Origin of the sequence: Micromonospora sp. CPM1 (assembly GCF_023896895.1) — a bacterium.
GTDB lineage: Bacteria > Actinomycetota > Actinomycetes > Mycobacteriales > Micromonosporaceae > Micromonospora > Micromonospora tulbaghiae.
This window is the reverse complement of record NZ_JAMHIU010000030.1, coordinates 14,741-40,652: the sequence shown is the minus strand read 5'-3', so window position 1 is coordinate 40,652 and position 25,912 is coordinate 14,741. Positions and strand designations below refer to the sequence as shown.

The window sequence follows — 25,912 nt, the reverse complement described above, 5'->3', positions numbered from 1 at the left end:
TATCCTCCTTGCGGATGACGGCTGCGCCGATGACCAGCGCGCCGAGCGGGACAACCAGAACCGGAGGCCACTCGTGACCACCGTCGCACCCAAGCCGGTCGTGACCCGGCCCTGGCCGGTCCGCGAGCCGGTCAAGGGGTCGGCCATCGCGCGGCTGCTGCGCACCACGGACGCGAAGCAGATCGGGATCATGTACATGGTCACCGCGTTCGTGTTCTTCATGATCGGTGGCCTGATGGCCCTGATCATGCGCGCCGAACTCGCGCGACCGGGCCTGCAGTTCCTGTCGCCCGAGCAGTACAACCAGCTCTTCACGATGCACGGCACGATCATGCTGCTGTTCTTCGCGACGCCGATCGTGTTCGCCTTCGCGAACTACGTGGTGCCGCTGCAGATCGGCGCGCCGGACGTGTCGTTCCCCCGCCTCAACGCGTTCGCCTACTGGCTGTACCTGTTCGGCGGCACGCTCGCCACCGCGGGCTTCATCGCCCCGGGCGGCGCGGCCGACTTCGGCTGGACCGCGTACACGCCGCTGAGCACCGCCGACCACGCCCCGGGCGTTGGCGCCAACATGTGGGTCGTCGGTCTGGCCATCTCCGGTCTGGGCACGATCCTCGGCGCGGTCAACCTGATCACCACGATCCTGACCCTGCGCGCGCCCGGCATGACCATGTTCCGGATGCCGATCTTCACCTGGAACATGCTGGTCACCAGCCTGCTGGCGATCCTGGTCTTCCCGCTGCTGGCCGCCGCGCTGTTCGCGCTCGCCGCGGACCGCCTGATGGGCGCCCACGTGTACGACCCGGCGACCGGCGGGCCGATGCTGTGGCAGCACCTGTTCTGGTTCTTCGGTCACCCCGAGGTGTACATCATCGCGCTGCCGTTCTTCGGCATCATCAGCGAGATCATCCCGGTGTTCTCCCGGAAGCCGATCTTCGGCTACAAGGGCCTGGTGGCCGCCACCATCGCCATCGCCGCCCTGTCGATGAGCGTCTGGGCGCACCACATGTTCGCCACCGGCCAGGTGCTGCTGCCGTTCTTCAGCTTCCTGAGCTACCTGATCGCCGTGCCCACCGGTATGAAGTTCTTCAACTGGATCGGCACCATGTGGCGGGGCCAGATCACGTTCGAGACGCCGATGCTGTTCTCCATCGGCTTCCTGGTGACCTTCCTCTTCGGTGGTCTCACCGGTGTGCTGCTGGCCAGCCCGCCGCTCGACTTCCACCTGCACGACTCGTACTTCGTGGTGGCGCACTTCCACTACGTGCTCTTCGGCACGATCGTGTTCGCCGTGTTCGCCGGCATCTACTTCTGGTTCCCGAAGATGTTCGGCCGGATGCTCGACGAGCGGCTCGGCAAGATCCACTTCTGGCTGACCATGATCGGCTTCCACACCACGTTCCTGGTGCAGCACTGGCTGGGCAACGAGGGCATGCCGCGCCGGTACGCCGACTACCAGGCCGCCGACGGCTTCACCACGCTGAACACGATCTCCACGATCGGCGCGTTCATCACCGGTATCTCGACGCTGCCGTTCATCTGGAACTGCTGGAAGTCGTACAAGACCGGCCCGGTCGTCGAGGTCGACGACCCGTGGGGCCACGGCAACTCGCTCGAGTGGGCCACCAGCTCCCCGCCCCCGCTGCGCAACTTCGACCGCATGCCGCGCATCCGCTCCGAGCGGCCGGCGTTCGACGCGAAGTTCCCCGAGCTGGCCGCCGGTCAGAGCCTGGCCGGTCCGCCCGAGGGTGGTGCCAAGCCGCTGACCAGCGAGGTCAACGGTGGCGCCAGCTACCAGGAGGACACCGCAGGCAACCTCGACCAGCGCTGACGCACCAGTTCAAGGCCGGGCGCCGCACTCCCTAACGGGGGCGCGGCGCCCGCCCTTTTCCCCTCCCGCCCTGCCCTGTCCCCGGTGAGGGCGGGGGCGCGGCACCAGTTCGGGGAAGTGGTGGTGTCCGGGGTGCGTGGACCTAGCCACTTCCCCGTTCTGGTTTCGCCCCGCCTCGGGCGCTCCGGTGATCAAGGGGTTTGGGTCGTCTTGGCCTGACTGAGGGGACGTCAACTCCTTGGTCAACTTCCGGGAGCGTGGGGTTCCGGCCGGGGCCGTCGCGCGAAGCCAGCTCGGGGGAGTGGTGGTGTCCGGGGTGCGTGGACCTAGCCACTTCCCCGTACTGGCTTCGCCCCGCCTCGGGAGGACACGGACTCCTTGATCACGCCGGGCGGGGGTCAGCGGGAGGCGAGGGCCAGGTCGGGGTCCACGGGCGGGGCGTCGACCGGGGTGCGGCGGTGGCGCAGCTCGATCGGGAGCACCGCCAGCGCCACCAGCGCGCCGATCGCGCCAGTGACCACGAAGCCCCACACGGGCGCCGTCGCGTCGATCACCGCGCCGGCCAGCGGTGCGCCGAGCGCGATGCCCACTGTCACGGCCGAGCCGTGCAGGCCCATGGCCAGGCCCCGGACCGAGGGCGGGGCCAGTCGGCTGACCGCGTCGGAGGTGGACGCGATGGTGGGGGCGCAGAGCGCACCGGCCGGGATCAGCGCGAGGCAGAGCAGCCACCAGTGCGACCCGCCCAGCCCGACCGGGATGGTGGTGAGGCTCAGCGCGGCCATCAGTGCCAGCGGGGAGAACGAGCGGCGTACCGCGCCGTAGGCGAAGCCACCTGCCAGCGACGCGACCGCCCAGGCGGCCAGCACGGCGCCGGTCCAGCCGACCTCGCCACCGGACCGGAGCACGGCGACCACCGCGACGTCGGTGCCGCCGAGCACCAGCGTGGCGGCGAGACTGACCGCCAGTACGGCGAGCAGGCGCGGGGTGAGCCACTCGCGGCGGTGCACCGGGCGCGGCGGCCCGGCGGGCTCGTCGGCGGCCCGGATCGGCGGGTTGAGCAGCCAGAAGCAGATGCCGGAGGCGACGATCCCGGCGCCGACCGCCCAGAGGGTCAGGCGCGGCGTGACGGCGGTGGCCAGGGCCACGGCGAGCGCCGGGCCGACCATGAACGACAACTCCACCGCCATCGAGTCCAGCGCGTACGCGGGGCGGCGCTTCTCGACCGGCACGAGCGCGGCGATCGACTGGCGGACCATCGAGAAGATCGGCAGGGCGAGCAGCCCGGCGAGGAACGCGGCGGGGAGCAGCACCGGGTACGGCAGCGTGGGCGCGGCGGACCAGAACAGCGCCTCGGCGACGGTGGTGAGCACCAGGACCGGCCGCAGCCCTCGGCGGTCGATGAGCCGACCGAGCAGCGGGGCGCCGAGTGCCGCGCCGATCGTGGACGCGGCGCCGACCAGGCCGGCGGCGCCGTAGCCGCGGCCCAGGTCGAGCACCACGTAGAAGGTGAGCGTCACCCCGGTGGCGGTCAGCGGCACACGGGCCAGCACCGACACCAGCAGCAACGATCGGAGACCGGGCAGCGCGAGCGCTTCCCGGTAAGGCTTCAGATTCACGACGGACCGTACCTCCGGCGCCATCCTGGGGCCGGGGTACGACACCCGCAACCGATTACCCGGTCAAGCGGTCCTGATCACAGGCTCGCCCACCATGGTCACCCCGGCGCCGTCGAGCGCCCGCAGCGCCACGTCGAGCGTGTCCGGCGCGACAGCGGCGGTCAGGTCGAGCAGCACCGTGGTCCGGAAGCCCTCCCGGGCGGCGTCCAGGGCGGTGGCGCGCACGCAGTGGTCGGTGGCGATGCCGACCACGTCGACCCGGTCCACGTCGTGCCGGCGCAGCCAGTCGGCCAGGCACTCGCCGTCGGGGGCGTGCCCCTCGAAACCGGAGTACGCGGCCGCGTGCTCGCCCTTGTGGAAGATCGTCTCCACCCGGTCGGTCGCCAGTTCGGGGTGGAACTCGGAACCGGAGGTGCCGACCACGCAGTGCCGGGGCCAGGAGTCGACGTAGTCCGGCGGGTCGCCGAAGTGCGCGCCCGGGTCGACGTGGTAGTCCTTCGTCGCGACCACGTGGTCCCACCGGTCCGGCTCGGCGGCGAGCAGCCGGGAGATGCCGGCGGCCACGCCGGCTCCGCCACCGACCGCGAGGGAGCCGCCCTCACAGAAGTCGTTCTGCACGTCCACGATGATCAGGGCGTTCGCCATCTGACGGGTTCCTCCTCAGCTCGCGGGTACGACGGTCACCGGTACGGCCGGATCCCCGGCGGAGAGCTTGAGCCCCTCCCATGGGATGGAGATCAGGCACTGGCGCAGGTGGTCCCGGGACTCCTCCAGCGTGGGCAGCGTCTCCGGCTCGCCGGACACCACGTACGAGTGCTGGAGCAACCGGTCGTTGGGCTGCCGGTCCGGCACGCCCTGCGGCACGATGACCTCCTCGGTGGCGGTGCCGGTCGGCTTGTGCCGGCGGACCGCGACCTTCCGGCCGCCGATGGTGGCCTTGTGCTCGGAGCGCTTGACCACCGGCCGCCCCTCCACCTCGACCAGCTTGTAGACCAGGCCGGCGGTGGGCGCCCCGGAGCCGGTCACCACGGCGGTGCCGGCGCCGTACATGTCCACCGGTTCGGCGGCGAGCGCGGCGATGGCGTACTCGTCGAGGTCGCCGGAGACGATGATCTTCGTCTCGGTGGCGCCGAGCGAGTCGAGCAGCTCGCGGGACTGCTGGGCGATCACCGCGAGGTCGCCGGAGTCGATCCGGACCGCCCGCAGCTCCGGCCCGGCCACCGCGATGGCGTTGCGGATGCCCTGGGCGATGTCGTACGTGTCGACGAGCAGCGTGGTGTCCTTGCCCAGCGTGGCGACCTGGGAGGCGAACGCGGCCCGCTCGTCGTCGTGCAGCAGCGTGAAGGCGTGCGCGGCGGTGCCCGCGGTGGGGATGCCGTAGCGCTGCCCGGCGGCCAGGTTGGAGGTGAACCGGAACCCGGCCAGGTACGCGGACCGCGCCGCGGCGACGGCGGCCTCCTCGTGCGCCCGGCGGGAGCCCATCTCGATCAGCGCCCGGCCCCGGGCGGCGGTGACCATCCGGGCCGCGGCGGCGGCGACCGCGCAGTCGTGGTTGAGCACCGACAGCACGAGCGTCTCCAGCACCACGCACTCGGCGAACGTGCCCGACACGGTGAGGATCGGGGAGCCGGGGAAGAACAGCTCGCCCTCGGCGTAGCCGTCGATGTCGCCGGTGAACCGGTAGTCGGCCAGCCACTGCGCGGCCGGCTCGTCCACCACTCCGGTACGGCGCAGGAAGTCGATCTCCGCCGGGTCGAACCGGAAGTCGCGGATCATCTCGATCAGCCGGCCGGTCCCGGCGACCACGCCGTACCGGCGCCCGGCCGGCAGCCGCCGGCTGAACACCTCGAAGACGCAGCGTCGGTCGGCCGTGCCGTCACGCAGGGCCGCGCTGACCATGGTCAGCTCGTAGTGGTCGGTCAGCAGCGCGGGACGAAGGGTGCTCACCGCCCCAGCCTAGAGTTCAGCCCGGGTCCGCGCCGTCGTGCCCCGGCATGGACCGCAGTGCGGCCCGCAACTCGCCGCGCCCGGCGACGCCGAGTTTGCTGTAGACGCGCTGGAGGTGGTTCTCCACCGTGCGCGTGGACAGGAACAGCCGTTCGGCGATGGCGCGGCTGGTCACGCCGTCCGCGGCGAGGCGGGCGATCTCCCACTCCCGTTCGCTGAGCGTGGGGCGCAGCAGCCGCAGCGCCGGGGTGGAGATCTCGTCGCAGCGGCGCAGCAGATCGGCCAGGCGTTCCCGGATCGGCCCGGTGGCGCCGCCCCGGACGTGTCGTGTCCGGTGCAGCGCCAGGGCGGTCGCCTCGGCCGCGTACACGGTCAGTTCCCGGTCGGCGAAGCCGTCGGCGACGGCGAGCAGCGCGTCCGGGGAGCCGTCGACTGCGGCCCGGCCGAACCGGGCGACGAGGGGCGGCAGCACGCCGTCGACCTGCTCGGAGAGTTCGGCCAGGCGCTGCGCCACGGTGCGCCGGCCACCGTCGGTGCAGGTCGGGCCGACCGGCGCGGCGGCCTGGTCCAGCCGGACCAGGTCGAGCAGGACGAGCAGCTCGTGCCCGGCCAGGCCGTCCTCGCGCAGCCGGTCGGCGAGCGCGCACAGGTGTTTGGTCGCGGCCGGCAGGTCACCCGTGGCGGCCTGGACCGCGCCCCGGGCCTGCTCCAGCCACGGGTAGAGCACGGCCATCCCGGGCGCGTGCGTCCGGTCCGCCTCGGCCATCGCCTCGGCCGCGTGCGTCGCGTCGCCGCGCAGCGCGGCGGCCTGGGCGCGCTCGGCGTGCGCGAGGCCCGCGTACACCCGGCTGGTGGCGAGCACCGCGCACGCCTCCAGGCTGGTCCGCAGCGCGTCGTCGCCGCGCCCGCGCAGCCGCGCCGCGTACGCCTGGAGGATGGCCAGGTAGCCGGTGCCGAGCCGGAAGTCGCCGGCCCCGGCCAGGTCGGCGAACTCGTCGGCGACGATCGCGTCGATGCCGGGCAGGTCGCCGGAGAGCGTCAGCCGGGTGCCCCGGGCCAGTTCCATGGCGAGCTGGAGGTAGGGCATGTCGGCCCGCCAGCACGCGGCCTCGGCCTGCACCCGGGCGATCGCGGTGGCACTGAGCTGGTATTGCCCCTGCGCGGCCTGCAGGTGGGCGAGTGTGCAGCGGGCCAGCTCCCGCGCTGCCATCGGGGCGGCGGGCCGGTCCAGCACCTCCTGGGCCAGCCGGACCGCGACGTCGACGTCGAGCCGGTGCAGCCGCATGATGGCCTCGAAGGCGCGTACGCGGGCGCGGTCGGCGGGGTCGCTCAGCTCCTCGCCGCGCGCGGCGATCTCCTCCACAGTGGACTCGCGGTTGAGTCCCCAGTAGCTGACCATGCCCCGGACGGTCAGCCACCGGCTGCGCCGCCGTTCGTCGTGGATCTCACCGGCGACCTGGTCGAGCACGCCGAGCGCCTCGTCCGGCCGGTCGCCGAACATCAGGATGGTGGCGAGCAGTTCGGCCGCGTCCGTGCCGCCGCCGGCCTCCAGCGCGGCCCGGGCCAGCCGGGTGGCCAGCGGCACGTCGTACCGGCCGAACGCCTGCACCGCCGCTTCGAGCAGCAGGGCCACGTCCTGCGCCGTACCCGAGTCGAGCCGCCACACCGCGACGCGCAGCAGGTCCTCCCGGCGGCGCTTGCCGACCTGTTCGAGCAGCCCGGCCAGGGTGGCCTGGAGCCGGCGGGTGCGGCTGACCGGGCAGTGCCGGCGCATCACCTCGCCGTAGAGCGGGTGCGCCAGGCGGACGTTGAGCCGCCGGTCGTCGTGGACCAGCGCGATGAGCCCGCGTTCCTCGGCGGTCTCCACGTCCGCCGGGTCGACCGCGCGTTCCAGCAGTTGCAGGCCCAGCGGCTCGCCGAAGGCGACCAGCTCGACGACCGCACGGACGCCGGGGGTGAGCTGGCCGATCCGGGTGTCGATCAGTTCGGTGAGGCTGGGCGCCAGTTCCAGCCGGCCGGTCCACGTCCAGATCCCGTACCTGCGGTTCAGCTCGTCGTCGGCGGCCAGCACCAGCTCCCGCAGCAGCAGCGGGTTGCCCGCGGAGAGCTGGAACAGCCGGTCCGAGGAGCCGGCGTCGACGGGACCGCCCAGGATGGCGGCGAGCAGCCCGGTGGTCTCGCTGCGGCACAGCGGGGCCAGCTCGACCAGGTCGGCCAGGTCGTCGGTCCAGAGTGCGCGGATCGGCAGCGGGACCTGTTCGCCGTTGCGCAGCGTCCCGATGACGTACGCGTTCTCCGAGCGGGCGACCAGGTGCACGAGCGCCGCCGAGGGCGGGTCGAGCAGATGCGCGTCGTCGATGGCGAGCACGATGGGCCGGCCGGCGGCCTGTTCCTGGAGCACGTCCATGGCCCAGCGCAGGATCCCGGCGGGGGACAGGCCCTGCGGCTGCGAGGCGGGCAGCACCTGGACCAGCCCGCCGAACGGCAACGCGGCGGGGGTGGCGCTGGCCGCGATGGACCAGATCGCGTACCGCTCGGGGGAGAGCGCGGCCACCCCCTCGCGCAGCAGCCGGCTCTTGCCGACCCCGGCGTCGCCGCTGAAGAGCAACCCGCGCCCCTCCGGGCCGCCGACCGCCGACAACAGACGGTTGAGTTCATCAGTACGGCCGACGAACTCCCACCTACTCATCGATGCAGCATATCGACCGTGTTCCGTCCGCGTCCGCACCGTCACGCAGTGAAGTTGAGTAATCTGTTCATTACCCGTGAGTACCGGATGTGTTGGTTGTCGGATGGCCGACACCCGTACTCTTCCGGCAGTCCCTGCAACCAGGGAAAATCTGCGACCGGTACCCCGGTCGCCCGACCGGGAGGCCCACCTGATGACACCAGGTCCGCTCCCTTCGGTCGACGTGCCCGACCCAGGCCGGCAGGCCGAGCCACCCGGATCCGCCTCGCTGCCGACCCGGCTCGGGGTGACCGCGCCCGGGCCGGACGAGCCGATGGCGGTGGTCGTCGCCGGTCCGGCCGGCGCGAACCGGCGTGAGCTGATCGCCGGCCTGCTCGGGGTCGAGGCCGCGACGCTCGCCGTGCCGCCGGGAAGCAACCTGCTGGTCCAGCACGCCGCCACCGCGACCCGCGCCGCGTACGTCCCGGGCTACCGCCAGCCGCACGCCTACGGTGCCGACCCGCTCGCCGCCGGTCCGGCGCTCGCCCGGGCGCCGCGCCGGGTCGAACTGAGCCTGCCCGATCCGCTGCTGCGCCACTTCGCGGTGCTCGACACGCCGGACACCGGCACGCTCGGCGTGGCCGGCGGCCGGGTGCTGCGCGACGCCGTCGGCCGGGCCGGCGCGCTGCTCTTCGTGATCTCCGCCGACCAGGCGTTCAGCGCGGCCGAGCTGCACCTGCTCGCCGAGGTGGCGCGTGCCCGGGTCGAGGTGTTCTTCGCCGTCACGCCCGGCGTGACCGGCCCGGCCGCGCCGGGCGACGGCGCGCGGGCCCAGGACCGGGCGGCGTCCGGCCCGAACGGGTCGGCCCGCCGGCTCGACCCGGTGTCGGTCTCCATCGAGGCGCACCGCGCGGCGCTGCTGGCCGCGGTGCCGGCGCTCACCCCGGCCCGGTGGTTCCCGGCCCGCCGCGCCGAGCTGCCGCAGCTGCGCCGCGCGCTGGTGGGCTGGGCCGCCGACGAGGTGCTGCGTCGCGGCAGCGCCCGCCCGCCGGTGCCGGCCGGCGCGCACGGCCGGGTGCCGGTGCTCGCCGGCGTCGAGCCGGGCGAGCTGGCCGACCGGATCGACCGTCAGGCCCGCGCCTGCGCCCGCCGGATCCGCCAGCACCTCGCCCTGGAGCTCGCCAACATCCACCTGCGGGTGGTGCAGGAGATCGTCTTCGGGGTCGGCTGCGCCGGCCTGCCGCAGATGCTCGACCGCGAGCTGGAGGCGCTGTCGCTGCTCGCCACCGCCCAGTGCGACGAGGCGGTGCGGGGCCTGGTCGACGAGGCCGCCGCCCGGGTCTTCGGCGCGCCGCTGGCCGAGGGCGTACGCCGGCGGATCATCCACGCGGTGCGCTGGGGCCTGGCCGACCACCCGGACGCCCCCGAGCTGGACCGGGTGCTCCTGGTGACCAGCACTGCCGGGGTCGCCGGGCTGACCGGCGCCGGCGCCCTGGACGCGCTGGCCGGGCTGCCCGGCGCGCAGCGCGACGAGGTGCTCCCACCGGTCGGCGTCGCCCTCAACGGCGGCTGCTGGCAGCACTGGCGGGCACCCGGCAACAACGACCCGAACGCCGCTCGCTCCTGGGCCCAGCGCGCGTTGCGCGAGGTCGAACTCGAACTGTCCCGCGAGGTGTCCCGCCGCTTCGAGGTGATCCGTCTCTCGCTGGGCGCGGTGCTCGCCGATGCGGTCGACCACGGCATCCTGCTTGCCTGACCACGGCGCCGGCACAGGGCGACCCGGGCTCGCGTACGCGGCCCGGGCGGGTGACGACGACCCGCGCGCGGTTCCGGTTCATCGGTTCCCCGGATCCGGTGGCACGATGGGGGGCATGGCGGCTCCACAGGTTGCGCCGGTCGAGACGCCGGACACCGAAGAGGTGCCGGTCTCCGACCGGCCATGGGTGACCATCGTCTGGGACGATCCGGTCAACCTGATGACGTATGTGACCTGGGTGTTCCAGAAGCTCTTCGGGTACAGCCGGGAGAAGGCGGAGCGGCTCATGCTGGACGTGCACCACAAGGGCAAGGCCGTGGTCTCCAGCGGCGCCCGGGAACGGATGGAGCACGACGCGGCGCAACTGCACGCGTACGGGCTCTGGGCGACGGTGGACCGCTCATGAGCATGTTCCGCCGCCGGGGCGACCACTACGTGGCCACGTTCGCGGTCGACGAGGTCCGGGTGCTGCGCAAGGTCGCCAACGAGGTGGTCGGTCTGCTGACCGACGGCTTCGACCACGGCGACCCGGTGGTCGGGCGGCTGTTCCCCGACGTCTACCCGGACGACGACGCCGGCACGGCCGAGTTCCGCCGCTACACCGAGGGTGACCTGAAGACCGGCAAGATCGACCAGGCGGGCGCGGTCCTCGCCGCGCTGCCCGACGGGGACGCCGGCGGCGAGGTGCGGCTGGACGCGGAGGCGGCCGAGGCGTGGCTGCGGGCGCTGAACGACGCCCGGCTGGCGATGGGCGTACGCCTGGAGATCAAGGACGGCACCGACCTGGGCGAGGAGCTCGACGACGCGGTGGCCGCGGACCCGGGTTCGTCCCGGGTGTTCCAACTGTCGGTCTACGCCTATCTCGGATATCTCCAGGAATCCCTGCTCAACGCGCTCATCGACTGAGTGGTGACGGTTGCCACCTCGCCGCCCGGGAGGGCCAGGCGCTAGGCTTGGCGGCGTGCTGAGCATCGACCGGTCGATCATCGACGCGATCGTCGCCCACGCGCGCCGGGACCACCCGGACGAGGCGTGCGGCGTGGTCGCCGGTCCCGTCGGCAGCGACACCCCGACCCGGCACATCCCGATGGACAACGCCGCCCGCTCCATGACGTTCTACGAGTTCGACTCGATGGAGCAGTTGCGGGTGTGGCGCGAGATGGACGACCGCGACGAGGAGCCGGTCGTCATCTACCACTCGCACACCGCGACGGAGGCCTACCCGTCGCGTACGGACGTCTCCTTCGCCGGCGAGCCGGGCGCGCACTACCTGCTCGTCTCGACCCGCGAGCCCGACACCGAGGAGATCCGCTCCTTCCGGATCGTCGACGGCGTGGTCACCGAGGAACCGGTGGAGATCGTGGATGCCGCCGTGGACCCGAACGCCGTCCAGTCCTACATGTTCGGGCAGAGCCCGGCGACGGTCGACTACGAGTGTTCCGACCGCTGACCTTCAGCGCCGGCACCTTCCTTTTCCCGTCACCTGGCACGATCCCGAACGAGGAGCACGAGACACCATGGCCATCGAGGTTCGCATCCCCACCATCCTGCGCAGCTACACCGGCGGCGCGAAGGTCGTCGAGGGCAGCGGCGACACGCTCGCCGACCTGATCGCCGACCTGGACTCCCGGCACGGCGGCCTGAAGGCCCGCCTGGTCACCGACGCGGGCGCGCTGCACCGGTTCGTCAACGTCTACGTCAACGACGAGGACGTCCGTTTCCTGGGCGCGCTCGACGCCAAGCTCAACGACGGCGACAGCGTGACCATCCTGCCGGCCGTCGCCGGTGGCGCGTTCGGCTTCGCGGCCGCCGCGGCGATCGCCTCGCACGCGGTCTCCACGCGCGCCGCCCGCTGAGGGGGCCCGCGATGGCGCGGTACGACAGCCTGCTCGACGCCTGCGGCGGCACACCGCTGGTCGGGTTGCCCCGGCTCTCGCCGACGGTGCCCGAGGGCGCGCCGCCGGTGCGGCTCTGGGCCAAGCTGGAGGACCGGAACCCGACCGGCAGCATCAAGGACCGCGCGGCCCTGTTCATGGTCCGCGCGGCCGAGGAGTCCGGCCGGCTGCGTCCGGGTGACACGATCCTGGAGCCGACCAGCGGCAACACCGGCATCTCGCTGGCCATGGTGGCGAAGCTGCGCGGCTACCGGCTGGTCTGCGTGATGCCGGAGAACGTCTCCACCGAGCGGGTGCAGCTGCTCCGCATGTACGGCGCGGAGATCATCTTCTCGCCGGCCGCGGGCGGCTCGAACCAGGCGGTCGCGACCGCGAAGCAGATCTCCGCCGAGCACCCGGACTGGGTGATGCTCTACCAGTACGGCAACGAGGCGAACGCCCGGGCGCACTACGAGACGACCGGGCCGGAGCTGCTCCAGGACCTGCCGGGCATCACCCACTTCGTGGCCGGGCTGGGCACCACCGGCACGCTCATGGGCACCGGGCGCTACCTGCGGGAGAAGGTCGAAGGTATCCAGATCGTGGCGGCCGAGCCGCGCTACGGCGAGCTGGTCTACGGTCTGCGCAACATCGACGAGGGCTACGTGCCCGAGCTGTACGACGCCGGGGTGCTGTCCCGCCGCTTCTCCGTGGGCACCCGGGACGCGGTGCTGCGTACCCGGCAGCTCGTCGAGGTGGAGGGCATCTTCGCCGGGTTCTCCACCGGCGCCATCCTGCACGCCGCGCTCGCGGTGGCGCACGAGGCGGTCCGCGACGGCCGCCGCGCGGACGTGGCGTTCGTGGTCTGCGACGGCGGCTGGAAGTACCTGTCGACCGGCGCGTACGGCGGCACCCTCGCCGACGCGGAGGAGGCCCTGGACGGTCAGCTCTGGGCCTGACGGACCGATGGCCGGTCCGGTCGGTGGCGTGCCCGCCGGCCGGACCGCCGGTCTCGTCCGGAGCGGACGTGTATGGGTGTCACGTTGATGACAACTTCCGGCAGATGATTCTTGCTCGACCGGGGCGACGCGTAGGCTGCGCAGCGTGGCGAGCGCGTCGGTAGAGATCATCGGCGGGGCCGCCGCCGGCGCATCGACTACTCATCGTGAGATCGAGGCCACCGGATGAGACTGACCGTCCTCGGCTGCGCGGGCAGCTTCCCGGGGCCCGAATCCCCCTGTTCGGCCTATCTCATGGAAGCCGACGGCTTCCGGCTTCTGATCGACTTCGGGGCGGGGTCGCTCTCCACGCTCCAGCGTTACGTCGGGCTGCACGCCCCCGACGCCATCCTCCTCACCCATCTGCACTGCGACCACATGTTCGACGCCGTGTCCTACGTGGTGGTACGCCGGTACGCGCCGGACGGCCCGTACCCGCCCCTGCCGATGTACGCCCCCTCCGGCGCGCCCGACCGGCTTGCTGCCGCGTACGGGCAGGAGGAGGGCTCGGTGGAGGACGTCTACCAGTTCTACGGCCTCCAGCCGGGCACGTTCCCGATCGGCCCGTTCTCCGTCACCGTCGACCGGATGAACCACCCGGTCGAGACGTACGGGGTGCGGCTGGAGCACGGCGGCCGGGTGTTCTGCTACTCCGCGGACACCGCGCCCTGCGAGGCGCTGCTGCGCCTGGCCCACGACGCCGACGTGTTCCTCTGCGAGGCGAGCTACATGGACGGCGTGGAGAACCCGCCGGACCTGCACCTGACCGGCCGGGAGGCCGGCGAGGCGGCCACCAAGGCGGGCGTGGGACGGCTCCTGCTCACCCACCTCGTACCGGCCTGGGGCAGCGAGTCGCAGACCGTGGAGGCGGCGGCCGGGGCGTACGCCGGGCCGCTGGACGTGGTCCGGCCCGGCGCCTGCTACGACGTCTGAGCCCGGCGGCGGCCGGGTCGTGTCGGCGGGCACCGGCGGGCGGTGCGATCACCGCACCGCATAGGGTGCAGGCATGGCGCGACCTGACGGGCGGCGGCCCGACCAACTCCGACCGGTGACCCTGACCCGGAGCTGGAGCACCCACCCGGAGGGCTCGGTGCTCGTCGAGTTCGGTGCGACCCGGGTCCTCTGCACGGCGAGCGTCACCGAGGGCGTGCCCCGCTGGCGCAAGGGCTCCGGGCTGGGCTGGGTGACCGCGGAGTACGCGATGCTGCCCCGGGCCACGAACACCCGATCGGACCGGGAGAGCGTCCGCGGCAAGGTCGGCGGGCGCACGCATGAGATCTCCCGGCTGATCGGCCGCAGCCTGCGCGCCTGCGTCGACCTGAAGGCGCTGGGCGAGAACTCGATCGTGCTGGACTGCGACGTGCTCCAGGCCGACGGCGGCACCCGTACCGCCGCGATCACCGGCGCGTACGTCGCACTGCATGACGCGGTGACCTGGCTGGCCGAGCGCAAGGCGCTGGCCGGCAAGGTGGAGAAGGTGATGCACCGCTCGGTGGCCGCGGTGAGCGTCGGCGTGATCGGCGGCGAGCCGATGCTCGACCTCTGCTACGCCGAGGACGTCACCGCCGAGGTCGACATGAACGTGGTCTGCACCGGCACCGGCGACTTCGTCGAGGTGCAGGGTACGGGCGAGGCGGGCGTCTTCGCCCGCGACCAGCTCGACGCGCTGCTCGACCTGGGCGTGGCGGGCTGTCTGGAACTGGCCGACGCGCAGCGGAAGGCGCTCTCGTGAACAAGGTCCTGCTCGCCACCCGGAACCGGAAGAAGCTGGTCGAACTCCAGCGGATCCTGGACGGCGCGCTCGGCGCGCACCGGATCGCCCTGCTCGGCCTCGACGACGTCGAGGAGTACCCGGAGCTGCCGGAGACCGGCCTCACGTTCGGCGAGAACGCGCTGATCAAGGCGCGGGAGGGCTGCCGGCGTACCGGCCTGCCGACCATCGCGGACGACTCCGGGCTGGCGGTGGATGCGCTCAACGGCATGCCGGGTGTGTTCAGCGCCCGCTGGTCCGGCCGGCACGGCGACGACCACGCCAACCTCCAGCTCGTGCTGGACCAGGTCGCCGACGTGCCGGACGAGCATCGGGGCGCGGCGTTCGTCTGCACCGTCGCGCTGGTGCTGCCCGGCGGCAAGGAGCACCTGGTCGACGGCCGTCAGTCCGGCCGGCTGCTGCGCGCGCCGCGCGGCGACGGCGGCTTCGGCTACGACCCGATCTTCCTGGGCGACGGCCAGGAGCGGACGAACGCGGAGTTGACGCCGGAGGAGAAGGACGCGGTCAGCCACCGCGGCAAGGCGCTGCGGGAGCTGGCCAAGCTGGTCGCGAAGGTGCTTCCGCCCGCCGCCTGACCCGCTCCCGGACGCCGGCCGGGCACCGCTTGGACGCCCGGCCGGAGGGTCGGTATCGGCCGGCTCAGCCGAGCGGGCCGATCTCCCGTTCGATCGCCGCGCGCAGCTCCGGGCCGCGCACCACGTCCCGCGCGGCCTCCATCAGCGGCGCGAGGAACACGTCCGGCCCCGGCTCGCCGATGGTGCCGCCGAGCGCGTCGAGCGCCGCCCGCCCGGCCGGTGACGGCGTCAGCGGCGCGCGGAGCTGGAGTCCGCGTACGGCCGCCAGCAGTTCCACCGCGAGCAGGCTGGTCAGGTTGTCCAGCACGGTGCGGAGCTTCTTGGTGGCCGCCCAGCCCATCGAGACGTGGTCCTCCTGCATGCCGCTGGTCGGCAGCGAGTCGATCGAGGCGGGCGCGGCGAGCCGGCGGTTCTCCGCCACGATCCCGGCGGCGGTGTACTGGGCGATCATCAGCCCGGAGTTCACCCCGGGGTCCGGGGAGAGGAACGCCGGCAGGTCACGGTTGCGGGCCACGTCGAGCAGCCGGTCCACCCGGCGCTCGGCGATCGCGCCCACCTCGGCGGCGGCGATGGCCAGGTAGTCGGCGGCGAAGCCGAGCGGCGCGCCGTGGAAGTTGCCGGTCGACTCGACCCGCCCGTCCGGCAGCACCACGGGGTTGTCCACCACCGACAGCAGCTCCCGGCCGGCCACCACCTCGACGAAGTCGAGCGTGTCCCGGGCCGCGCCGGCCACCTGCGGGGCGCAGCGCATCGAGTACGCGTCCTGCACCGCGTGCGCCAGGTCGTCGCGGTGCGAGTCCATCACCGCCGAGCCCTGCAACAGCCGGTGGATGTTCGCCGCCGACGCGGCCTGGCCGGGGTGCGGGCGGATCGCGTGCAGCTCGGGCAGGAACGGCCGCTCCGACCCGAGCATCGCCTCGATGGCCAGCGCCGCCGTCACGTCCGCCATGGCGAACAGGTGCCGGGCGTCGGAGACGGCGAGCAGCAGCATGCCGAGCATGCCGTCGGTGCCGTTGATCAGCGCCAGCCCTTCCTTGGCGGCGAGCGACACCGGCTTCAGCCCGACCCGGTGCAGCGCGTCGGCGGCCGGGATGCGGTCCCCGGCCGGGCCGAGCACCCAGCCCTCGCCGAGCAGCACCAGCGCGCAGTGCGCCAGCGGCGCCAGGTCGCCGGACGCGCCGAGCGAGCCGTGCTCGGGCACCCACGGGGTGACCTCGTGGTTGAGCAGGTCCACGAGCGCCTCGGCGACCAGCGGGCGGACCCCGGAGCGGCCGAGCGCCAGCGAGCGGACCCGCAGCAGCATCATGGCGCGTACCACCTCGCGCGGCATCGGCGCGCCCACCCCGGCGGCGTGCGAGCGGATCAGCGCGTGCTGAAGCTCGGCCCGGCGCTCCGGGGCGACGAACGTGTTGGCGAGCGCGCCGAAGCCGGTGGAGACGCCGTACACCGGGCGGCCGGCCGCCTCGATTCCGTCCACGATGGACCGGGAGGTGGCCATCGCCTCGGTGGCGGCCGGGTCGAGCACGACCTTGGCGGTGCCGCGGGCCACCGCGAGCACGTCGGCGGCTGTGACGCCGGTGGACAGGATGGTCACTGTGGTCATCGCGGTACTCCGTTGTGCAGGACCTGGCGGATCAGTGGCACGCCCGGCCGGTAGGCCAGGTGCAGGTGGGACGGGGCGTCGAGGATGATCAGGTCGGCCCGCGCCCCCGGGGTCAGTCGCCCCACGTCGGTGCGGCGCAGCGCCGCCGCCCCGCCGGCGGTCGCGGCCCACACCGCCTCCGCCGGGGTCATCCGCATCTCGCGTACGGCGAGCGCGACGCAGAACGGCATCGACGACGTGTACGACGAACCGGGGTTGCAGTCGGTGGCCAGCGCGACCGTGACGCCCGCATCGAGCAGCCGCCGGGCGTCCGGGTACGGCGACCGGGTGGAGAACTCGGCGCCGGGCAGCAGCGTGGCGACAGTCTCCGAACCGGCCAGCGCGTCGACGTCGGCGTCGGTCAGGTGGGTGCAGTGGTCGACGCTGGCCGCTCCCAGCTCCACGCCGAGCCGCACGCCCGGCCCGGGACCGAGCTGGTTGGCGTGCAGCCGTACGCCCAGACCGGCGGCCTGCCCGCAGGCGAGGATGGCCCGCGCGTGGTCGGCGTCGAACGCGCCCCGCTCGCAGAACACGTCGATCCAGCGGGCGTACGGCGCGGCGGCGGCCAGCATCGGCCCGCACACCAGGCCCACGTAGTCGTCGGGACGGTCGGCGTACTCGGCGGGGACGACGTGCGCGCCGAGGAACGTGGTGTCGCCGGTGAACTCGGCGGCGATCCGCAGCGAGCGGGCCTCGTCGGCGACGTTGAGGCCGTACCCGCTCTTGATCTCGACGGTGGTGGTGCCCTGCCGCAGCATCTCCGCGCGCAGCCGGCCCACAGTGGCGCGCAGGTCGTCGTCGGAGGCGGCGCGGGTGGCGCCGACGGTGGTGCGGATGCCGCCGCCGGTGTACCGCTCACCGGCCATCCGGGCGGCGAACTCGGCCGCCCGGTCCCCGGCGAAGACCAGGTGGGCGTGGCTGTCCACGAAGCCGGGCAGCACCGCGGCGCCGCCGGCGTCGATCCGCCGGTCGGCGGCGGGCGCGTGCCGGGCCGGACCGGTCCAGACCACCTCGCCGTCCTCGACGAGCAGGGCGGCGTCGCGGCGGACGCCGAGCGGGTCGCCGTCGCGACCGTCGTTGGTGACCAGCTCGCCGATGTGGTCGACGAGCAGGCTGCCGCGCGTCACGAGTCCTCCTTCGCGGTCACCGCCGCGATCGCGTCGCGCAGCTCGGTGGGCACGTCCACGGTGAGGTGCCGGCCGCCGTCCACCACGGGCCGGCCGTCGACCACGACGCTCGTCACGTCGGCGGCGGTGGCGGCGAAGAACGCGCCGACCGGCGGCACCCCGGCGGTGCGGGCGCTGTCCAGCCGTACCGTGACCAGGTCGGCGCGCTGCCCGACGGCGAGCCGGCCGGCGTCGCCCCAGCCCAGCGCGGCGTGCCCGCCGACGGTGGCGGCGGTGACCAGCTCGACCGGCTTGAAGTGCCCCCGCCGCCGGGTACGCAGCCGCTCGTCCATTTCGACCGCGCGGGCCTCCTCGAACAGGTCCACCACGGCGTGGCTGTCGCTGCCGAGGCTGAGCGGGCTGCCCGCGTCGGCCATCCGGCGTACCGGGCCGATCCCGTCGGCCAGGTCGCGTTCGGTGGTGGGGCAGACGCAGACCCGGGTACGGCTGTCGCCGAGCAGCGCCACGTCGGCGGCGGTCGGGTGGGTGGCGTGCACGGCCGTGGTGTGCGGGCCGAGCACGCCGTGGTCGGCCAGCAGCCGCGTCGGCGTGCACCCGTGCACGGCCCGGCAGGCGTCGTTCTCGGCCGGCTGCTCGGACAGGTGCACGTGCAGCGGCAGCCCGTTGCGGTCGGCCCAGCCGGCCACGGTGGCGAGCTGCTCGGCCGGGACCGCGCGCACCGAGTGGATGGCCGCGCCGAGCCGGACGTGCTCGTCGGCCGGGCGGAACGCGTCCACCCGCTGCGCCCAGCGCAGCGCGTCGCCGTCGCCGAACCGGCGTTGCGGCCCGGCCAGCGGAGTGCCGTCCACGCCCCCGGCCAGGTACGCGGTGTCCAGCAGCGTGAGCCGGATCCCGGCGTGCGCGGCGGCCTCCACGAGCGCGGCGGACATGGCGTTCGGGTCGTCGTACGGGGTGCCGCCGGGACCGTGGTGCAGGTAGTGGAACTCGCCCACGCAGGTGATCCCGGACAGCGCCATCTCCGCGTACACGGCGCGGGCCAGCGCCAGGTAGGAGTCCGGGTCGAGCCGGATCGCGACGGCGTACATCAGGCTGCGCCAGGACCAGAAGTCGCCGCGCCCGTCGTGGGTGCGCCCGCGCAGCGCCCGGTGGAACGCGTGCGAGTGGGCGTTGGCCAGGCCGGGCAGCGTCAGCCCGGGCAGCCGGACCGCGTCGGCGAGCACCTCGACCCCGGCGCTCGGTGGACCGTCCACGGTCAGCGGGGTGACAGCGGTGAGCCGCCCGTCGGTCGCCTCGATCAGCACGTCCCGGGTGGGCTCGGCGCGGTCGGGCAGCCAGGCGTACTCGGCCAGCCAGCGGGTCAGCGGCATGCCAGCTCCTCCAGCACCCGGGCCAGGGCGGCCACCCCGGCGGCGCAGTCGGCGTCGGTGGCCGCCTCGGCGGGGGAGTGCGACACCCCGGTCGGGTTGCGCACGAACAGCATCGCGGTGGGCAGGTGCGCCGCCAGCACACCCGCGTCGTGCCCGGCGCCGGTGGGCAGCACCGGCGCGCCGAGCAGCGCGGCCAGCCGGTCGGCCAGCCCGTGGTCGAACGCGACGAGCGGGGTCGCCGACTCCTGCGTGCAGGTCAGCGCGGTCCCGTCGCGGCCGGCCCGGTCGGCGGCCTTGGTGCGGACCGCCTCGACCAGACCGTACAGCGTCTCCGCCTCGGCCGCCCGCGCGTCCAGCCAGCCGGTGACCCGGGACGGGATCGCGTTCGTGGCGTTCGGCTCGACCGACACCCGGCCCACCGTGGCGTGCGCGTCGCGCAGCCGGGCCTCCTTGTTCGCCGCCAGCACGGTGAACGCGTAGGTGAGCATCGGGTCGCGGCGGTCCGCCATCCGGGTCGTACCCGCGTGGTTGCCCTCGCCGGTGAAGTCGAACCGCCACCGGCCGTGCGGCCAGATCGCCGACGCCACAGCGACCGGCGCGTCCAGGTCGACGAGCGCGCGGCCCTGCTCGACGTGCAGCTCCACGAAGGCCGCGAAGCGGCCGAGCAGCGCCGGGTCGGCGCCCGCCGGCCGCTCGCCCAGCGCCTCGGCGAAGGTCGTCCCGGCCTGGTCGCGCAGCCCGGCCGCGCGGTCGACGTCGATCTCGTCGGTGAGCAGCCTCGACCCCAGGCAGGGTACGCCGAACCGCGCGCCCTCCTCCTCCACGAACGCGGCCACCACCACCGGCCGGTCCGGGGTGACGCCCGCGGCCCGCAGCTCGTCCACGGCGAGGAACGCGCTGACGATGCCGAGCGGACCGTCGTACGCGCCGCCGTGCGGCACCGAGTCGAAGTGGCTGCCGGTCAGCACCGCGTCCCCGGCCGCCGGGTCGCCCCACCAGCCGAACAGGTTGCCGTTGCCGTCCTGCGACACCGGCATGCCCCGCCGGTCGGCCTGCTCCCGGAACCAGGCGCGCAGCGTGCGCTCCGGCTCGGTGAGCGCGTAGCGCAGGTAGCCGCCGCTGCCGGCGTCCCGCCCGACCGGGGCGATCTCGTCCCACAGCACGCGGAACCGCTCCGCCAGGTCGGTCACAGGTCACCCTCGGTCATGGGAACGCGCACGCCGGTGCGCTCGGCGACCTCGCGGGCGTCGTCGTAGCCGGCGTCGACGTGCCGGATCACGCCCATCGCCGGGTCGTTGGTGAGCACCCGCTCGATCTTCTGCCCGGCCAGCGCGGTCCCGTCGGCCACGCAGACCTGGCCGGCGTGGATGGACCGGCCGATGCCCACGCCGCCGCCGTGGTGGATGGACACCCAGGACGCGCCGCTCGCGGTGTTGACCAGCGCGTTCAGCAGCGGCCAGTCGGCGATCGCGTCGGAGCCGTCAGCCATCGCCTCGGTCTCCCGGTAGGGGCTGGCCACGCTGCCGCAGTCCAGGTGGTCCCGCCCGATCACCACGGGCGCGCTCAGCTCGCCGGAGGCCACCATCTCGTTGAACCGCACCCCGGCGCGGTCGCGCTCGCCGTAGCCGAGCCAGCAGATCCGCGCCGGCAGGCCCTGGAACGCGACCCGCTCGCCGGCCATCCGGATCCACCGGGCGAGGGACTCGTTCTCCGGGAACAGGTCGAGGATGGCCCGGTCGGTGGCCGCGATGTCCTTCGGGTCGCCGGAGAGCGCGGCCCAGCGGAACGGGCCCCTGCCCTCGCAGAACAGCGGCCGGATGTACGCGGGCACGAACCCGGGGAAGTCGAACGCCCGCTCGTACCCGCTGAGCTTGGCCTCGCCCCGGATCGAGTTGCCGTAGTCGAAGACCTCCGCGCCGGCGTCCAGGAAGCCGACCATCGCCTCCACGTGCTTCGCCATCGACGCCCGCGCCCGGTCGGTGAACTCGGCCGGCTTGGCCGCCGCGTAGTCCCGCGCGTCGGCCGGCTCCACGCCCTCCGGCAGGTACGACAGCGGGTCGTGCGCGCTGGTCTGGTCGGTCACGATGTCGATGGCCACACCCCGGCGCAGCAGCTCCGGGAAGACGGTGGCCGCGTTGCCGACCACTCCGACGCTGAGCGCCCGCCGGTCCCGCTTCGCGGCCAGCGCCCGCTCCACCGCGTCGTCGAGCGAATCGGCGATCTCGTCCAGGTAGCGGTCGTGCGCCCGCCGCTCCAGCCGGGCCCGGTCCACGTCCACGATCAGGCAGGCGCCGCCGTTCATGGTGACCGCGAGCGGCTGCGCCCCACCCATCCCGCCGCACCCGGCGGTGAGCGTCAACGTGCCGGCGAGCGTGCCCTCGAAGCGCTTGGCCGCGACCGCGGCGAACGTCTCGTACGTGCCCTGGAGGATGCCCTGGGTGCCGATGTAGATCCAGGAACCGGCGGTCATCTGCCCGTACATGGTCAGGCCCAGCGACTCCAGCCGGCGGAACTCCGGCCAGGTGGCCCAGTCGCCGACCAGGTTGGAGTTGGCCAGCAGCACACGCGGCGCCCACTCGTGGGTGCGCATCACCCCGACCGGGCGGCCCGACTGCACGAGCATCGTCTCGTCGTCGCGCAGGTCGGTCAGCGTCCGCACCAGCGCGTGGTACGACGGCCAGTCCCGGGCCGCCCTGCCGGTGCCCCCGTAGACCACCAGGTCCTCGGGGCGCTCGGCCACCTCCGGGTCGAGATTGTTCATCAGCATCCGCAGGGCGGCCTCCTGCGGCCACCCCTTCGCGGTGCGTGCGGTGCCGCGGGCGGCGCGGACGGGCTGGTGCATCTCGTACTCCTCTCAGCCGAGGAACAACTGGCGGCGGGCGGCGGACGACTCGAACGCCTCGAGCCGGTTCTGGGTCTCGGCCGGTGCGGCGTCGCAGATCGCCTGGAGCACCACCATGGCCAACGTCATCGGTGCGGTGTGCAGGTCGAAGACCAGGTCGGCGCCGACGGCGGCGGGCAGCACCACCTCGGCGTGCTCGGTGGCCGGACTCACCGGCGAGTCGGTGATCGCCACGACGGTCAGCCCGGCGTCCCGGGCCTCGCGCAGCGCGTCGAGGGTCTCCCGGGGGTAGCGGGGCAGCACGAACGCGAGCATCGCCGTGGCGCCGGCCGCGACGGCCTGGTCCAGGCGGTCGACCAGCATGCTGCCGCCGTCGTCGAGCACCCGCACGTCCGGGTGCACCTTCGCGGCGAAGTACGCGAAGTACGCGGCCAGCGGCGCGGCGGCGCGCAGCCCGAGCACCGGCAGCGGGCGGCTCGCCGCGAGCAGCTTGCCCACCTCGGCGACCCGGCCGGCGTCGGCGAGCTGCGCGGCGAGCCGGTCGAGATTGTCCCGCTCGGCGTGTACCGCCCGTTGCAGGGCGTTGCCGCCGGCCGGTCCGGCCGACCCGGTGACCGTGAGTTCCCGCAGGCGGCGGCGCAGCGCGGGGTAGCCGTCGTGCCCGAGCGCCATGGCGAACCGGGTCACCGACGGCTGGCTGACGCCCGCCAGCTCGGCCACCTCGGCGGCGGACAGGTACGCCGCCGCGCCCGCGTGCCGCACCAGGCAGTGGGCGATGCGGCGCTGGGTCGGGGTGAGCCGTACGCCGTGGAACAGGTCGAGCAGGCGGTCGGGGGAGGCCGCACCGCTTTCATTCACCCCGCGACTCTATGCATGAAAACTTTCAGAGCGCAAGAGTGGCCCGACCGCAGGGAGATCCGATGAGCGTGCTCTCTGTACTATCCGCACGGCGGGTGAGCAGAGGAGTGGGGCATGCAGCCGGAAGGTCCGTACAGGTTCACCGAGGTGCTGGGCGAGTGCCAGGTCGGCAGGGCCTGGGCCGCGCTCGACGGGCAGGACCGCGCGCTCACCGTGGCGGTCCTGGACGGTGCCGCGGCCGGCGACCAGCGCTGGCGCGAGGCGTTCACCAACGCCGCGAACGTGCTGGCCCAGACGCCCGGTGGCCACCGGTACGTCAACTCCGACTTCGCCGCCGGTCAGCCCTGGGTGGCGTATCCGTCCGAAGAGGACGGCGCGGCCGAGCGGCTGTTCCGCAGCTTGGGCATGGACTACCAGCGCATCGCCACCGCCGAGATCCTCCCGCCGCCCCCGCCGGTGTCCGCGCCGCCGCAACAGGTCTCGTCGCCGCCGCAGTTGCCGTGGAGCCCGCAGCCGTGGGCGATGACGCCGCAGCAGCCGGTCTCCGGCGCGCCCGTCTCGTCCGGCGCGCCCGTGTCACCCGGTGTGCCGGTGTCGCCGGGCATGCCGGTGCCGGCGATCCCGGCCCAGGCCAGCGCCCCGGATCCGCTCGTGCCCACCGGCGGTCCCCGGATCGCACCGGTCGCCCGCCCGCCGAAGAGCCGTACCGGACTGTGGATCGGGGGCCTGGTCATGGCGGCCGTGCTGGCCGGTGGCGCCGGCCTGCTGGCCGGGCGGTCGCTCGCCGACGGCGGCGAACCGTCCACTCCGGCGGCCAGCGCCTCCCCGGCGCTCTACGAGGCCACCCAGCAGTCGCTGAACAAGGCGAAGTTCGACGCCACGCTCATGCCGATCGCCGAGCCGTGGCTCGACGGGGTGGGCGGCTGCGCGATCAACACGGAGAAGAGCGGGCCCGGGCTCGCCGCGGGCGAGAAGCAGCACGTCTTCTGCCGCTACCTGGGCGTGTCGGTGCACTTCGCCGAGTACGAGTCGGCCGAGAAGAAGGAGGCGGCGCGCGCCTTCCGCCAGCAGATGGGCATCATCGGCCGCGCGCTCGCGCCGGGCATGCGGGAGGCCGGGCCGGCCACCGGCGGTGTCAGCGGGGCGCAGGGCAGCTACGTCGAGTACGCCGGCAACGGCCAGGACGGCCGCCCGGTCTGCGGCATCTGGTGGGGTCGCGACGACAACACCAGCGCGATCTACATGGAGACGCCGTGCGGGGCCGGGCTCGGCGGCAACTGGGACGCCCTGCGCGACCTCTGGCAGCGGCACAGCTAACGGACGCGGGCGCCGTTCGGCGGTGACACCAGGCAGACGTCGCTGCCCTTGGCGACGCCCGCCGCCAGGTCGAAGCGGACCACGCGCGCCCCGCTGAACTGCCGCTCGGTGACCGCCACGCCGCTGCCGCCGAGCCGGACGATGACGTCCCGGTTCGCCCCGTCGGCCCAGTCGGTGGCCTGGAACAACCAGACCCGGGACCGTCCGGGCAGGAGCGTCGACACGGTCTGCTTCGGACACCCGCCGGGGCCGGCGGCGACCACGTAGGCGTCTGCCGCCGGGCCGTACCAGGCCTGGGCGTTCCACGAGACGGTGGTGGCCAGCACCAGGTCGCCCGGGCGGCGCTTGTCCTCCAGGTAGCTCAGCGCGCCCCGGTAGTCGACCGCGTTGGCGCCGCCCCCCTGGGCGAAGGCCCGCGCCGGATGCACTGTCGCCACCACGGCGGTGGCCAGCTGCGGAACGGCGAGCGCGAGCACCAGCACCACCCCGACCGCCCACCTGATCCGGGCGGGCAGGCCGGCCCGCAGCGGCGGCGGCGCGACCGCGAGCGCGGCGAGCAGCAGGCACGCGGGCACCGCGTAGAGCGCCAGCCGGCCGTTGAACGGGTAGACCGACACGGCCGCGCCGGCCAGCCCGGCCGCCAGCGGCGTGAGCAGCACCAGCACGGCCACTGTGGAGAGCCGGCGCAGCCCGGCGGCCGTGCCCAGCACCAGCAGCGGTACGACGACCCACGCCGACCAGGCGACGAACGGCACCGTGGCGAGACTCCGGTACGTCGCCACGAGCCATTCCACAGTGGCGGCCAGGTCGGTGAGCGAGTGCGCCGGATAGATCGACTTCGCCCGCCAGTACGCGGCGAGCTGCGGATCGGCCAGTCCCGGCGCCAGGAAAAGCACGTACACCACGAGCGCCACCACGCCCCAGGCCGGCGCCGGAGCGAGGAACCGGCCCACCTCACGCCCCCTGCTCGCCCACTGGCGGTCCGGGCGGCACAGCGCGTACCCGGCCAGCAGCACGCCGAGCGCGCCGGTGACCGGAATGGACAAGGTGCTGACGAACGCCATGACCGCCGCGGCCGACCAGAACACCGCCGACCCGGCCCAGGTCGGGCCGGTCCGGACGAGCAGCAGCGCCAGCCCGATCACGAGCGTGACGCCGAACGCCTCGGCGCTGTACTGCTTCAGCTCGTTGGAGTAGCCGATCAGGAACGGGGCGACGGCGACCAGCAGCAGCGCCGCCAGTGCGGCGAGCGGCGGCAGGAGTGCCCGGCCGAGCCACGCCACGAGCGGCAGCAGCGCCAGCCCGAACAGCAGCGGCACCAGCCGGAGCGCCCGCTCACCGTCGCCGAACTGCTCGAACGCGAACCGTTCCAGCCACAGCCAGCCGGGCGGCGCCGACTGGCTGAACGCCAGCGGCTGTAACAGGTCCAGGTAGCCGCGCTCCCGGATGTTGTGCGCGACGTACAGCTCGTCGCTCCAGAAGCTGCGCGCGTACGCCCACTGCCGGATCCGCAGCACGGCGCCGAAGGCGACCAGCAGGCCCGCGACGGACCAGTACGGGGACCGGCTGAGCCGCTCCCACGCGAGCGCGACGAACGCCGCCGGCGTGCCCGGCCGCGACGGCACCGGCGTCGCCGACGCGGGCGCCATCGAGGGGGAGAAGGCCGGGCGTGTCACGGACACGGCGAGACGGTATCAAAGCGTCATTCACGTCAGCGGCCCCG

Annotated in this window: 22 protein-coding genes; 11 read left to right on the top strand and 11 right to left on the bottom strand. The window is 73.8% G+C overall.

The genetic code is table 11. The features are described from left to right. Window positions 1-73: 73 nt before the first annotated feature. On the top strand, window positions 74-1,831 hold the full coding sequence (gene ctaD, locus M8C11_RS26985; RefSeq protein WP_013284349.1) for a cytochrome c oxidase subunit I: 1,758 nt from the start codon (window positions 74-76) through the stop codon (window positions 1,829-1,831). A 398-nt stretch (window positions 1,832-2,229) separates the two neighbouring features. On the opposite strand, the gene M8C11_RS26980 is transcribed toward ctaD, so the two are convergent. Genes M8C11_RS26980 through M8C11_RS26965 form a run of 4 tightly spaced genes read right to left on the bottom strand, consistent with a single transcriptional unit; the run spans window position 2,230 to window position 8,083 of the window. Beyond that, entirely contained in the window at window positions 2,230-3,471 is a 1,242-nt protein-coding gene (locus M8C11_RS26980) for an MFS transporter (RefSeq protein ID WP_252454147.1), read from the bottom strand. Between the two features lie 39 nt (window positions 3,472-3,510). Continuing rightward, window positions 3,511-4,092, bottom strand: coding sequence for an isochorismatase family protein (locus M8C11_RS26975; RefSeq protein ID WP_121683031.1), 582 nt, complete (start codon window positions 4,090-4,092; stop codon window positions 3,511-3,513). Between the two features lie 15 nt (window positions 4,093-4,107). Continuing rightward, entirely contained in the window at window positions 4,108-5,394 is a 1,287-nt protein-coding gene (locus tag M8C11_RS26970; RefSeq protein ID WP_120571413.1) for a nicotinate phosphoribosyltransferase, read from the bottom strand. Between the two features lie 16 nt (window positions 5,395-5,410). Further along, complete coding sequence (locus M8C11_RS26965; protein WP_252454146.1) at window positions 5,411-8,083, bottom strand: LuxR family transcriptional regulator; 2,673 nt, start codon at window positions 8,081-8,083, stop codon at window positions 5,411-5,413. A 223-nt stretch (window positions 8,084-8,306) separates the two neighbouring features. Here M8C11_RS26965 and M8C11_RS26960 point away from each other — a divergent pair, with 223 nt between their 5' ends. The 9 genes from M8C11_RS26960 to rdgB all read left to right on the top strand — a co-directional run bounded on the left by M8C11_RS26960 (window position 8,307) and on the right by rdgB (window position 15,036). Further along, complete coding sequence (locus tag M8C11_RS26960; protein WP_252454145.1) at window positions 8,307-9,818, top strand: hypothetical protein; 1,512 nt, start codon at window positions 8,307-8,309, stop codon at window positions 9,816-9,818. Window positions 9,819-9,933: 115 nt separating this feature from the next. Continuing rightward, window positions 9,934-10,224, top strand: a complete 291-nt coding sequence (gene clpS / locus M8C11_RS26955; RefSeq protein ID WP_018786685.1) for an ATP-dependent Clp protease adapter ClpS — start codon at window positions 9,934-9,936, stop codon at window positions 10,222-10,224. Next, window positions 10,221-10,724: a DUF2017 domain-containing protein gene (locus M8C11_RS26950; RefSeq protein ID WP_013284356.1), complete on the top strand. Its 504-nt coding sequence runs from the start codon at window positions 10,221-10,223 to the stop codon at window positions 10,722-10,724. Before clpS ends, M8C11_RS26950 begins: the two co-directional genes overlap by 4 nt. A 55-nt stretch (window positions 10,725-10,779) precedes the next feature. After that, window positions 10,780-11,268, top strand: coding sequence for a Mov34/MPN/PAD-1 family protein (locus M8C11_RS26945; protein WP_013284357.1), 489 nt, complete (start codon window positions 10,780-10,782; stop codon window positions 11,266-11,268). 67 nt (window positions 11,269-11,335) lie between these two features. After that, the gene (locus M8C11_RS26940; RefSeq protein ID WP_047892373.1) at window positions 11,336-11,674 is read left to right on the top strand and encodes a MoaD family protein; all 339 of its coding nucleotides are present in this window, start codon (window positions 11,336-11,338) and stop codon (window positions 11,672-11,674) included. A gap of 11 nt (window positions 11,675-11,685) precedes the next feature. Continuing rightward, window positions 11,686-12,651, top strand: a complete 966-nt coding sequence (locus tag M8C11_RS26935; RefSeq protein WP_091329858.1) for a PLP-dependent cysteine synthase family protein — start codon at window positions 11,686-11,688, stop codon at window positions 12,649-12,651. 225 nt (window positions 12,652-12,876) lie between these two features. Further along, entirely contained in the window at window positions 12,877-13,623 is a 747-nt protein-coding gene (locus M8C11_RS26930) for an MBL fold metallo-hydrolase (RefSeq protein WP_252454144.1), read from the top strand. 73 nt (window positions 13,624-13,696) lie between these two features. Then, window positions 13,697-14,422: a ribonuclease PH gene (gene rph, locus M8C11_RS26925; RefSeq protein ID WP_252454143.1), complete on the top strand. Its 726-nt coding sequence runs from the start codon at window positions 13,697-13,699 to the stop codon at window positions 14,420-14,422. Then, window positions 14,419-15,036 carry an RdgB/HAM1 family non-canonical purine NTP pyrophosphatase gene (gene rdgB, locus M8C11_RS26920; protein WP_120571409.1) on the top strand — a complete coding sequence of 206 codons (618 nt, stop codon included), beginning with the start codon at window positions 14,419-14,421 and terminating at the stop codon, window positions 15,034-15,036. The genes rph and rdgB overlap by 4 nt, the downstream gene beginning before the upstream one ends. 64 nt (window positions 15,037-15,100) lie before the next feature. Here rdgB and hutH read toward each other — a convergent pair whose 3' ends face one another. Genes hutH through M8C11_RS26890 form a run of 6 tightly spaced genes read right to left on the bottom strand, consistent with a single transcriptional unit; the run spans window position 15,101 to window position 22,872 of the window. Further along, a complete protein-coding gene (hutH, locus tag M8C11_RS26915; protein WP_120571408.1) occupies window positions 15,101-16,639 on the bottom strand; it encodes a histidine ammonia-lyase in 1,539 nt (512 codons plus the stop codon). Further along, window positions 16,636-17,805, bottom strand: coding sequence for an imidazolonepropionase (gene hutI, locus M8C11_RS26910; protein ID WP_252454142.1), 1,170 nt, complete (start codon window positions 17,803-17,805; stop codon window positions 16,636-16,638). Before hutI ends, hutH begins: the two co-directional genes overlap by 4 nt. Continuing rightward, window positions 17,802-19,166, bottom strand: a complete 1,365-nt coding sequence (locus M8C11_RS26905) for a formimidoylglutamate deiminase (protein WP_252454167.1) — start codon at window positions 19,164-19,166, stop codon at window positions 17,802-17,804. The genes hutI and M8C11_RS26905 overlap by 4 nt, the downstream gene beginning before the upstream one ends. Next, on the bottom strand, window positions 19,163-20,362 hold the full coding sequence (locus M8C11_RS26900; RefSeq protein ID WP_252454141.1) for an allantoate amidohydrolase: 1,200 nt from the start codon (window positions 20,360-20,362) through the stop codon (window positions 19,163-19,165). The genes M8C11_RS26905 and M8C11_RS26900 overlap by 4 nt, the downstream gene beginning before the upstream one ends. Next, window positions 20,359-22,014, bottom strand: a complete 1,656-nt coding sequence (gene hutU, locus M8C11_RS26895) for a urocanate hydratase (protein ID WP_252454140.1) — start codon at window positions 22,012-22,014, stop codon at window positions 20,359-20,361. Before hutU ends, M8C11_RS26900 begins: the two co-directional genes overlap by 4 nt. 12 nt (window positions 22,015-22,026) lie before the next feature. Continuing rightward, window positions 22,027-22,872, bottom strand: coding sequence for a MurR/RpiR family transcriptional regulator (locus M8C11_RS26890; RefSeq protein WP_121683039.1), 846 nt, complete (start codon window positions 22,870-22,872; stop codon window positions 22,027-22,029). Window positions 22,873-22,986: 114 nt separating this feature from the next. On the opposite strand from M8C11_RS26890, the gene M8C11_RS26885 reads away from it, so the two are divergent. Beyond that, complete coding sequence (locus M8C11_RS26885; protein WP_252454139.1) at window positions 22,987-24,189, top strand: hypothetical protein; 1,203 nt, start codon at window positions 22,987-22,989, stop codon at window positions 24,187-24,189. Here the strand turns inward: M8C11_RS26885 and M8C11_RS26880 are convergent. Then, window positions 24,186-25,871 (bottom strand): glycosyltransferase family 39 protein, encoded by a 1,686-nt coding sequence (locus tag M8C11_RS26880; RefSeq protein ID WP_252454138.1) that lies wholly within the window; start codon window positions 25,869-25,871, stop codon window positions 24,186-24,188. The two genes, M8C11_RS26885 and M8C11_RS26880, sit on opposite strands and share 4 nt — an antisense overlap. Window positions 25,872-25,912 lie beyond the last annotated feature (41 nt).

Bases quoted from the DNA above. Each gene is read 5' to 3' on its own strand.
- rph (WP_252454143.1), top strand. From the start codon at position 13,697: ATGGCGCGACCTGACGGGCGGCGGCCCGACCAACTCCGACCGGTGACC.
- M8C11_RS26940 (WP_047892373.1), top strand. From the start codon at position 11,336: ATGGCCATCGAGGTTCGCATCCCCACCATCCTGCGCAGCTACACCGGC.
- clpS (WP_018786685.1), top strand. From the start codon at position 9,934: ATGGCGGCTCCACAGGTTGCGCCGGTCGAGACGCCGGACACCGAAGAG.
- M8C11_RS26930 (WP_252454144.1), top strand. From the start codon at position 12,877: ATGAGACTGACCGTCCTCGGCTGCGCGGGCAGCTTCCCGGGGCCCGAA.
- M8C11_RS26980 (WP_252454147.1), bottom strand. From the start codon at position 3,471: ATGGCGCCGGAGGTACGGTCCGTCGTGAATCTGAAGCCTTACCGGGAA.
- M8C11_RS26935 (WP_091329858.1), top strand. From the start codon at position 11,686: ATGGCGCGGTACGACAGCCTGCTCGACGCCTGCGGCGGCACACCGCTG.
- M8C11_RS26950 (WP_013284356.1), top strand. From the start codon at position 10,221: ATGAGCATGTTCCGCCGCCGGGGCGACCACTACGTGGCCACGTTCGCG.
- hutH (WP_120571408.1), bottom strand. From the start codon at position 16,639: ATGACCACAGTGACCATCCTGTCCACCGGCGTCACAGCCGCCGACGTG.
- M8C11_RS26885 (WP_252454139.1), top strand. From the start codon at position 22,987: ATGCAGCCGGAAGGTCCGTACAGGTTCACCGAGGTGCTGGGCGAGTGC.
- M8C11_RS26965 (WP_252454146.1), bottom strand. From the start codon at position 8,083: ATGAGTAGGTGGGAGTTCGTCGGCCGTACTGATGAACTCAACCGTCTG.
- M8C11_RS26975 (WP_121683031.1), bottom strand. From the start codon at position 4,092: ATGGCGAACGCCCTGATCATCGTGGACGTGCAGAACGACTTCTGTGAG.
- hutU (WP_252454140.1), bottom strand. From the start codon at position 22,014: ATGCACCAGCCCGTCCGCGCCGCCCGCGGCACCGCACGCACCGCGAAG.